This window comes from Isoptericola hypogeus, assembly GCF_039531145.1.
Lineage (GTDB): Bacteria > Actinomycetota > Actinomycetes > Actinomycetales > Cellulomonadaceae > Isoptericola > Isoptericola hypogeus.
On the sequence record NZ_BAAAPM010000005.1, the window covers coordinates 568,077 to 576,712 of the forward strand.

7 protein-coding genes and 1 tRNA gene are annotated in these 8,636 nt (G+C 73.9%); 6 read left to right on the plus strand and 2 right to left on the minus strand.

The genetic code is table 11. The features are described 5' to 3' along the window. Positions 1-3: 3 nt before the first annotated feature. Both ABD254_RS15170 and ABD254_RS15175 read left to right on the plus strand, forming a co-directional pair. Positions 4-1,278, plus strand: a complete 1,275-nt coding sequence (locus ABD254_RS15170) for a glycosyltransferase family 2 protein (protein ID WP_344249270.1) — start codon at positions 4-6, stop codon at positions 1,276-1,278. Then, positions 1,206-2,417: a hypothetical protein gene (locus ABD254_RS15175; RefSeq protein ID WP_344249272.1), complete on the plus strand. Its 1,212-nt coding sequence runs from the start codon at positions 1,206-1,208 to the stop codon at positions 2,415-2,417. The genes ABD254_RS15170 and ABD254_RS15175 overlap by 73 nt, the downstream gene beginning before the upstream one ends. Here ABD254_RS15175 and ABD254_RS15180 read toward each other — a convergent pair. Together ABD254_RS15180 and ABD254_RS15185 are read right to left on the minus strand one after the other, a co-directional pair. Continuing rightward, entirely contained in the window at positions 2,353-4,119 is a 1,767-nt protein-coding gene (locus ABD254_RS15180) for an ATP-binding protein (RefSeq protein WP_344249274.1), read from the minus strand. The genes ABD254_RS15175 and ABD254_RS15180 overlap by 65 nt on opposite strands. Beyond that, the gene (locus ABD254_RS15185) at positions 4,119-5,198 is read right to left on the minus strand and encodes a PIG-L family deacetylase (protein WP_344249276.1); all 1,080 of its coding nucleotides are present in this window, start codon (positions 5,196-5,198) and stop codon (positions 4,119-4,121) included. Before ABD254_RS15185 ends, ABD254_RS15180 begins: the two co-directional genes overlap by 1 nt. Positions 5,199-5,351: 153 nt before the next feature. Here ABD254_RS15185 and ABD254_RS15190 point away from each other — a divergent pair, with 153 nt between their 5' ends. The 4 genes from ABD254_RS15190 (at position 5,352) to ABD254_RS15205 (ending at position 8,589) form a co-directional block, all read left to right on the plus strand. Further along, positions 5,352-5,903 carry a DUF501 domain-containing protein gene (locus ABD254_RS15190; protein ID WP_425553807.1) on the plus strand — a complete coding sequence of 184 codons (552 nt, stop codon included), beginning with the start codon at positions 5,352-5,354 and terminating at the stop codon, positions 5,901-5,903. An 84-nt stretch (positions 5,904-5,987) separates the two neighbouring features. Then, a complete protein-coding gene (locus tag ABD254_RS15195; protein ID WP_344249278.1) occupies positions 5,988-6,959 on the plus strand; it encodes a Ppx/GppA phosphatase family protein in 972 nt (323 codons plus the stop codon). A 74-nt stretch (positions 6,960-7,033) separates the two neighbouring features. Further along, positions 7,034-8,497, plus strand: coding sequence for an NAD(P)/FAD-dependent oxidoreductase (locus tag ABD254_RS15200; RefSeq protein WP_344249280.1), 1,464 nt, complete (start codon positions 7,034-7,036; stop codon positions 8,495-8,497). Positions 8,498-8,515: 18 nt separating this feature from the next. Beyond that, positions 8,516-8,589 (plus strand) — tRNA-Leu (locus tag ABD254_RS15205). The last annotated feature ends 47 nt before the right edge of the window (positions 8,590-8,636 follow it).

The following is an 8,636-nucleotide window of genomic DNA, read 5'->3' on the forward strand; positions in this document are numbered from 1 at the left end:
CGCATGGTCTCCGTGCTCACGGCGCTCCTGCTGGTGCTCGGCCTGTCGCTGCTGGTCGTGGGCGTCGTCCGGCTCGCGTTCGTGCCCTCGGCCCTCGTCTTCGAGGCGCGGCAGCGGCGGGCGCCGACCGGCCCGGCCGGGTACGGGCCGCTCTTCGCCGAGCCTCCGCTCGTGAGCGTCGTCGTCCCGGCGTACGACGAGGCCGTGGTGATCGAGAACTGCGTGCGGTCCGTCCTGCGCAGCGACTACCCGCGCTACGAGGTCATCTGCGTCGACGACGGGTCGTCGGACGACACGTTCGTTCGCATGGAGGCGCTGGCCGCGGCGCACCCGGAGGTCACCGCGGTCCGTCAGGAGAACGCGGGCAAGGGCGCCGCTCTCAACACGGGGATCGCGGCGGCGTCGGGGGACGTGCTGCTGCTCGTCGACGCCGACGGGCTGTTCCGGCCCGACACGATCACGCGGATGCTGCGTGGCTTCCGTGACCCGGGCGTCGGTGCGGTGTGCGGCAGCGACCGGCCCGTGAACCTGGACCGCGTGCAGACGCGGCTGCTGGCGCTGATCAGCCACGTCGGCACCGGGCTGATGCGCCGCGCCCTGGACGTGCTGGGCTGCCTGCCGGTCGTGTCCGGGAACATCGGAGCCTTCCGGCGCGAGGTGCTCGACCGGACCGGGCCACTGCGCACCGACACCCTCGGCGAGGACCTCGAGCTCACGTGGCGAGTGCACCGCGAGGGGTACCGGGTCACGTTCGCGCCGGACGCTCTCGTGTACGCCGAGTCGCCGTCGACCCTGCGCGGTCTGTGGCGGCAGCGGGTGCGGTGGGCGCGCGGGCTGCTGCAGGCGACGGAGCTGCACCGCTCGATGATCGGCCGGACGCGGTACCGGGCGTTCGGGATCTACCTCGCCTACAACACCTTGGCGCAGATCGTCGCGCCGTTCGTCCAGGTGCTGGCGATGGTGGTCCTCGCGGTGCTCGTAGCCGTCGACGGCCCCGGCAGCCTGCCCGCGTCGTGGTGGGGCTGGATCTTGTTCCTGGGCCTGCCGCTGTCGCTCGGGCTGCTGCTGCTCGCCGTGCTCCTGGACCGGGCGCCGGGCGACCTGCGCCAGCTGTGGACCGTCGTCCTGTGGCCGGCCTACTCGCTGATGATGACCTTCGTCATGCTCGAGGCCGCCAGGCGCGAGCTCGGGAACGCGGAGAACCGATGGGACAAGCTGGACCGGAGCGGGACGGTGTCCGTGCGGGGGCTCGTCGACGACGACGGGCCTGGGGGCTGAGCGCCGTCCTCGCCCTGGTCGCGGCGGTGGTCCTCGCCGTCGTCCTCGCGCGGCCGTGGGAGCAGGTGCCGCCCACGATGCGGCCGGCCGAGCCGCCGGACGAGGTGCGCTCCGTCAGCGTGGACTTCGGGATCGTGACGGACCCGGACACCGACTGGGGCGCGATCGACGAACGGCTCGACGACGTGGCGACCACCTCCGTCGACCTCAATGCCGGGCGGGTGGAGTTCACCGCCTTCGACTGGCCGGCGCACCCGGACGCGGCGGCCGAGCCAGGCACCGACCATCTGGCGCGGGCGGCGCGGGCCCTGCACACCTCGGCCGACGGGACGGCCCGCGAGGTCGGGTTCATCGTGGACGCGTTCGTGCCGGCGTGGATCGAGGCCGACCCCTCGGTCGCCGGGGTGGACGTCGAGGGCCGGCGGTCGCCGTACCAGGCGTCGGCGTCGGCGCTGACCACGGGGCCGGTGGGCGACCGGCTGGTGGAGTACGTCGCGGCACTGGGGGAGCGGTACGACCCGAGCCAGATCGCCGTGACGGAGCTGTTCCTCAGCCGGTACACCTTCGGCGACGACGACCTCGCCCTCTACCGGGAGATGACGGGCGCGGCCGACTGGCCCCGCGACGACGACGGGCGGATCGACCACGACGCCCCCGAGATCGGGGCGTGGCGCTCCGACGTGCTCGCCGGGCTCCTGACCCGGGTGCGCGCGGCCCTGGACGACGTGCGCGACGGGCGGGGCACGCAGATCGCCCTCGCGATGGACGTGCGCGTCGACTGGGACGACCCGGCCGCGGGGGTGCCCGCGAGCGGGCACGACTACGAGGTGCTGCTCCGGGCGGCCGACCGCCTCGTGGTGTGGGCGTACGTCGGCCCGCGGGACAAGTCGCCGCGGGACGTGGAGCGGCTCACGGCCGGGCTCGCGGCCGGGGGGATCGATCCGGCGCGTCTCACCCTGTCGGTGGGCCTGTGGGGCGGGTCCGCGGACGCCGACCCGCCGCAGGCCATCTCCCCGGAGCTGATGGCGGGAACGGTGACCGCCGCCGCCACGAACGGCGTGACGGACGTCAACGTCACGCCGCTGTCCCACCTGACCGACGCGCACTGGGAGGCCCTGGCGGCCGTGTGGTCGCCGTGAGGTCGGGGAGCGTCACGTCGACCTCCGTGCCCTGGCCGAGCGTGCTGCGGATCGTCATCGTGCCGCCGTGGTCGTGCACGATCTGGTCCACGAGCGCGAGCCCGAGACCGACGCCGCGGACCCGGCGGCGGCGGGTGTCGCGCGACCGGTAGAAGCGCTCGGTCACGCGGCCGAGCTCGTCGGGGGAGATGCCGGACCCGTCGTCGGCGACGAGCAGCCGGGCCAGACGGGAGCCGTCCGCTGCCGCTCCCGACGTCACGGTGATCCGGACGTGCCCATCCTCCCGGCCGCGGGTGTACTTCACCGCGTTGCTGAGCAGGTTGTCGACCACCTGGCCGAGGCGGTCGGGGTCGGAGATGAGCGGCACCGACGCGTCCCCGTCGACCATCACCTGCACCCCTGCGCTCCGCTCCGACGGCAGCGCGCTCGCCACCGCGTCCCGGACCACCTGCACGACGTCGACCTCCTCGGCGGTCAGCGTGTACGTGCCCGAGACGATCTGCGCGCTGGTCAGCAGGTCGTCCACCAGCGACCGCAGGCGGCGGGCGTTGCGCTCCACGACCTCCAGGTACTCGCGCTGCTCGTCGTCGAGGCGGTCGTCGCCGAGCCGCATCAGGTCCAGGTACCCGAGGATCGACGACAGCGGGGTGCGCAGCTCGTGGCTCACCAGGCCGACGAACTCGTCCTGGGTGCGCTGCTCCTCGTGCCGGGCCGTGACGTCGGTCGCGACGAACAGGTACCCGGGGGGCAGCTCAGGGGTGGCCCCCGCGAGCGCCGGGCGCCGGGTCACGACCACGTCGAGGTCACGGCGCGACCCGTCGGGGAGCAGGCACTCGCGCTCGTGGACCTCCGTGTCGCCCGCGGCGGCGCGGCCGACGAGGGCGTCCAACGACGACCCGTCCACCGGCGGCCCCGCCTCGGGTGTGCCGGGGGCAAGAAGGTCGGTCACGGCGTGCCCGACCAGCCCCTGCTCACCGCGCCCGAAGATCCGGACGGCGCCGGTGCTGACGGCGACGATCGTGCCGTCGACGTCGGTCGCGACGAACGCCTGCTCGGTGGCGGCCTCGAGGATGCTGCGCAGGGTGTCGCGCGAGTCGCGCAGGCGGCGTGACCCCACGGCCAGCTCGTCGCGGGCGCGTTCGAGCTGACGCGCCTGGCGCCGGGACAGGCCGACGATGCCGTGCGCTCCCGCGGCGACGAATGCGAAGACGAGCAGGTCCATCAGCGCGTGCACCGTCAGGGGCATGCGACCGGCCGACTCGTCAGCCCAGAGCACCGGCGCGAAGAGCACCGCGGCGCTGCCGGCGAACGCGATCCCGACGCCCCACAGGCCGCTCTGCAGCGCGAGGCTGACGATCGGTATGACGAGCAGCACGTCGAAGGCGGTCAGGCTGTAGCCGGACCCGAGCTCGAGGAGGCCGATGGCGAGCATCTGGGCGAGCGGCAGCGCGTACTGCCACGCCCGCGGCCACCGGTCCCACCGGCCCAGGCTCCCCACCAGCTGGGCCACGACGACGATCGCCGCCGAGGCGCCGAGCAGCGCGGCGTCGTTCGGCACGGGGCTCCCGGCGAGGAAGAGGAGGACGGCCGAGACGGAGACCGTGACGGGGAGCTGCCGCAGACCCACGGCGTCGTCGGCGAACCACGCGGACACGACCCGGCGGTAGGTGGCGTCGGCGCGTGCGACCGGTCGGCGACGCATCAACCCTCCCGGCGGTGCACGAGGTCGGAGCCGTGCTCGTCGACCACGGCGGGGACCGCGCGCACCGCGCCCGCCGTCGCGACGGTCTCGCTCGCGCGGACCGTCTCGAGCGGCTCGACCTCCCGAGCGGGACTGAACCGGGACCAGTAGCGCGCCGTCGTGCGCACCGTCTCCGGCTGCATGTAGTCCCGGTGCGCCTGGGAGACGTAGGCGGCAAGCATCCGCAGCTTGGTCTCGACGAACCCGTCGACGCCCACGAACCGGTTCGGGGCGAACTCGACCGTCGACGACGGGCTCTGGAAGCACCACAGGCTCGGCACGCCGCGGGCCGCGATCTGCACCGCCTCGTTGACCGCCCGGTGGTCCTGGTGCCGGTCGTGCACGCCGTGGGTGTAGACCCGGTCGGGGTCGAGGTCGCGGACCACCTCCTCCACCGCTGCGATCAGCCCGTCGGCCGGATCGAGGCGGGTGTCGGGGAAGTCGAGGTGCACGAGCCGCGCGCCGACGACCTCGGCGGCCGCGAGCGCCTCGGCACGCCGGCTCGCGGCCGGTCCGCCGACCCCACCGCCGGAGATCGTGAGGATCACGAGCTCGTCGCCCACGGCGGCGTGCGCGGCGAGCGTGGCGCCCACGCCGATCTCGACGTCGTCCGGGTGCGCCCCGACGGCGAGCACCCGCTGTCGGGCGGCCGAACGCTCCCGCCGCGCCCGCAGGGCCAGCTCGGTGGCGCGCTCGACGACCTGCGACGCGGTGACGGGCTTGACGAGGAACTCGTCGGCCTCTTCCCGGAGGGCCTCGATCGCCCTGCCCACCGTCGGGAACGCCGTGACGATCATGACGGGCAGCGTGGCGTCGAGGGCGCGCACCTCGGGCAGGATCTCCAGGCCCGACCGCCCGGGGAGCTGAATGTCGCTGACGAGGACGTCGTAGGTGCTCCGGCGCAGCGCGGCCAGGAGCTGCTCGGCGGTGCCGGTGACCTCCACGTGCATGCCGCCGTAGCGCTCGAGGGCGATCCGCATGAACTCGGCGGCGTCGGGATCGTCCTCGAGGACGATCGCCCGGAGCTGGTCGTCGGCCACGGTTCACTCCTCGGGATGGCGCGGAGACGGCGTGCCTGGTTCGTACCGTACGCGCGGTCCTGGGGCACCGCGCGGGCGCCGCGGTGGAGGCGGCGGGGGAGAATGAGAGCCCGCGACCCCGATCACCGATCGCCCGATCTCGAAGAGGCCCCCGTGACCGACCCCGTCCCCGACCGCACGCGCGCCGACGGCGCCGACCCGTCGTCCGCGACCGACCCGACGACCGTCACCGACCGCGATCTCGAGGTGCTCGCCGAGCAGCTCGGCCGGGAGCCGCGCGGGGTCGTGGGCATCGCCGCGCGCTGCGTGTGCGGGCGCCCGCTCGTGGTGCGCACCGCCCCGCGACTGCCGGACGGCACGCCGTTCCCGACGACGTACTACCTCACGCACCCGGGCGCGGTCGCGGCCGCGTCCCGGCTCGAGGCCGAAGGCACGATGCGGGAGATGACCGAGCGGCTGGGGCAGGACGAGGAGCTCGCGGCGGCCTACCGGCGCGCCCACGAGCACTACCTCGCGCGCCGCGAGGAGCTGGGCCACGTCGACGAGATCGACGGCATCTCCGCGGGCGGCATGCCGACGCGCGTCAAGTGCGTCCACGTGCTCATGGGCCACGCCCTGGCCGCCGGCCGCGGCGTCAACCCGCTCGGCGACGAGGCGCTCGACCTCGTGGCCGACCAGTGGCGCCCCGACCGCTGCACCTGCTGAGCGGCGCCCGGCCCGGCGGGCCACGGCGGGCGCCCGGCCCGGCCGGCCGGGCCATGGTCGGTGGCGGGTGAGAGGGTGGGGCTCGTGACCTCGAGCTCCACCACCCGTGTCGCGGCCATCGACTGCGGCACCAACTCCATCCGCCTCCTCGTCGCCGACGTCGCGGCCGACGGCACGCTCACCGAGGTGGACCGCCGCCAGGAGATCGTCCGCCTGGGCCAGGGCGTGGACCGCACGGGCGAGCTCGCCCCCGAGGCGCTGGCGCGCACCCTCGCCGCGTCGCGGGAGTACGCCCGCGTGATCGCCGAGACCGGCGCCGAGCGCGTGCGCTTCGTCGCGACGTCGGCCACCCGCGACGCGCGCAACCGCGACGTCTTCGCCGCCGGCGTCCGGGCGGCACTGGGCGTCGACCCGTACGTCGCGTCCGGCGACGAGGAGGCCGCGCTGTCGTTCCGCGGCGCCACGGTCGGGGTCGCGGCGACCCACCCGGGTCCGTTCCTGGTCGTGGACATCGGCGGCGGCTCGACCGAGCTCGTGCTCGGCGACGGGTCCCCGAGAGCCGGGCTGTCGCTCGACGTCGGGTCGGTGCGGATGACGGAGCGGCACCTGCACTCCGACCCGCCCACGGACGACGAGGTCGCCGCCGCGCGCGCCGACGTGCGGGCCGCGCTCGACCGCGCGGCGCAGACGGTCCCGTTCGGCGAGACCGTGACGCTGGTGGGCCTCGCCGGGTCCGTGACGTCGGTGACGGCGCACGCGCTCCGGCTGCCGAGCTACCAGCGCGAGCGGGTGCACGGCGCCACGCTCGGCGTCGAGGAGGTGCTCGCCGCCTGCGACGACCTGCTCCACCGCTCGCGCGAGCGGCGGCTCGGGCTCGGGTTCATGCATCCCGGGCGCGCCGACGTCATCGGCGCCGGCGCGCTCGTGTGGTCGGAGGTCGTCGCGCGCGTGCGCGACGAGGTCGCAGTCGCGGGCGGGCCGACGGGCCGGGCTCTGACGCAGGTCGTGACCAGCGAGAGCGACATCCTCGACGGCATCGCCCTGTCGCTCAGGTGACGTCCGGCGGCACGGCAGGGTCGCTGGATGGACCGCCCGCCTGCGGGCGTCGCGCACGGTCGTAGACTGAGGCCATGCCTCAGAACGTTCTGTCGTCGGACACCCATGCCCAGGACGCGCCCGCACCGGCGTCGCGGCCCCGCAAGGTGCCTCGTGTCGTGGTCCTCGGCGGCGGGTCCGTCGGCCTCTACGTGGCGCGCCGCCTGCGCCGCAAGCTCGGGAAGCGCGAGGCGGCGATCGTGGTCGTCGACCCCCGCCCGTACATGACCTACGCGCCGTTCCTGCCGGAGGCCGGAGCCGGCTCGATCGACGCCCGCGACGTCGTGGCCCCGCACCGCAAGGCGCTCAAGGGCATCGACGTGCTGCAGGGCATGGTCGTGAACATCGCGCACAGCGACAAGAAGGTCACGATCCACCCCGAGGAGGGGCCGGACTACGAGGTCTCCTACGACCAGCTCGTCGTGGGCCTCGGCTCCGTCTCGCGCACGCTGCCCATCCCGGGCCTCGCCGAGAACGCGATCGGCTTCAAGAACGTGGAGGAGGCCATCGCGGTCCGCAACCACGTCCTCAACCGCATGGACGTGGCGTCGTCCACCTGGGACGCCGAGGCACGCAAGCGGATGCTCACGTTCACCTTCGTCGGTGGCGGCTTCGCGGGCATCGAGGCCCTCGCCGAGATCGAGGACATGGCGCGCTACGCCACGCGCAACTACCCGACGATCGAGCCCGAGGACCTGCGCTTCGTCATGATCGAGGGCTCGGGCCGCATCCTGCCCGAGGTGTCCGAGCCGATGGGGCTCTGGGCGCTCGACGAGATGAAGAAGCGCGGCATCGAGTTCCACCTCAGCACGTTCCTGTCGTCCTGCATCGACGGGCACGTCGTGACCTCGACCGGCGTCGAGTTCGACACCGACACGATCGTGTGGACGGCGGGCGTCAAGGCGAACCCGGTCATCAAGGACGAGTCGGACCTGCCGGTCGACCGGATGGGTCGCGTCACGGTGCTGCCGACGCTGCAGGTCGCGACCATGGACGACGACGGGAACGGCGTGATCGTCCCCGACGCGTGGGCCGCGGGCGACTGCGCCGCCGTGCCGGACGTGCTCAACCCGGGCCAGTTCTGCCCGCCGAACGCGCAGCACGCGATCCGCGAGGCGAACCGCCTGGCCGACAACATCGTCGCCCAGTACCAGGGCCAGGCGCCGGTCGAGTACAAGCACAAGAGCGTCGGCGTCGTCGCCTCGCTCGGCATGTACAAGGGTGTGGCGGAGCTGTTCGGCTTCCTCAAGCTGCGCGGCCCGCTGGCCTGGCTGGCGCACCGCGGCTACCACGTCATGGCGATGCCGACGGGCAACCGCAAGTTCCGCATCATGGTCGGCTGGATCGGCCAGTTCATCATGGGCCGCGAGATCGTCTCGCTCGGTTCGCTGCACGACCCCCGCGACGAGTTCCGCAAGGCGTCCGTGCCGCCGAAGAAGCCGGGGGAGAAGGTCGAGCAGAAGGCGGAGTCCTCCGCCTCCCGCGCCGAGAAGGGCTGAGCCGGGCCCACCAGGGCAGCCCCCGTAGCCCAACTGGCAGAGGCAGCCGGCTTAAACCCGGCCCAGTCCCGGTTCGAACCCGGGCGGGGGCACCCATTCTGACCTGCGTGAATGTAGGTCGGGGTTGACCGTGTACGCA

Coding starts and splice junctions, on each gene's coding strand:
- ABD254_RS15170 (WP_344249270.1), top strand. CDS start 4: ATGGTCTCCGTGCTCACGGCGCTCCTGCTGGTGCTCGGCCTGTCGCTG.
- ABD254_RS15180 (WP_344249274.1), bottom strand. CDS start 4,119: ATGCGTCGCCGACCGGTCGCACGCGCCGACGCCACCTACCGCCGGGTC.
- ABD254_RS15175 (WP_344249272.1), top strand. CDS start 1,206: ATGGGACAAGCTGGACCGGAGCGGGACGGTGTCCGTGCGGGGGCTCGT.
- ABD254_RS15200 (WP_344249280.1), top strand. CDS start 7,034: ATGCCTCAGAACGTTCTGTCGTCGGACACCCATGCCCAGGACGCGCCC.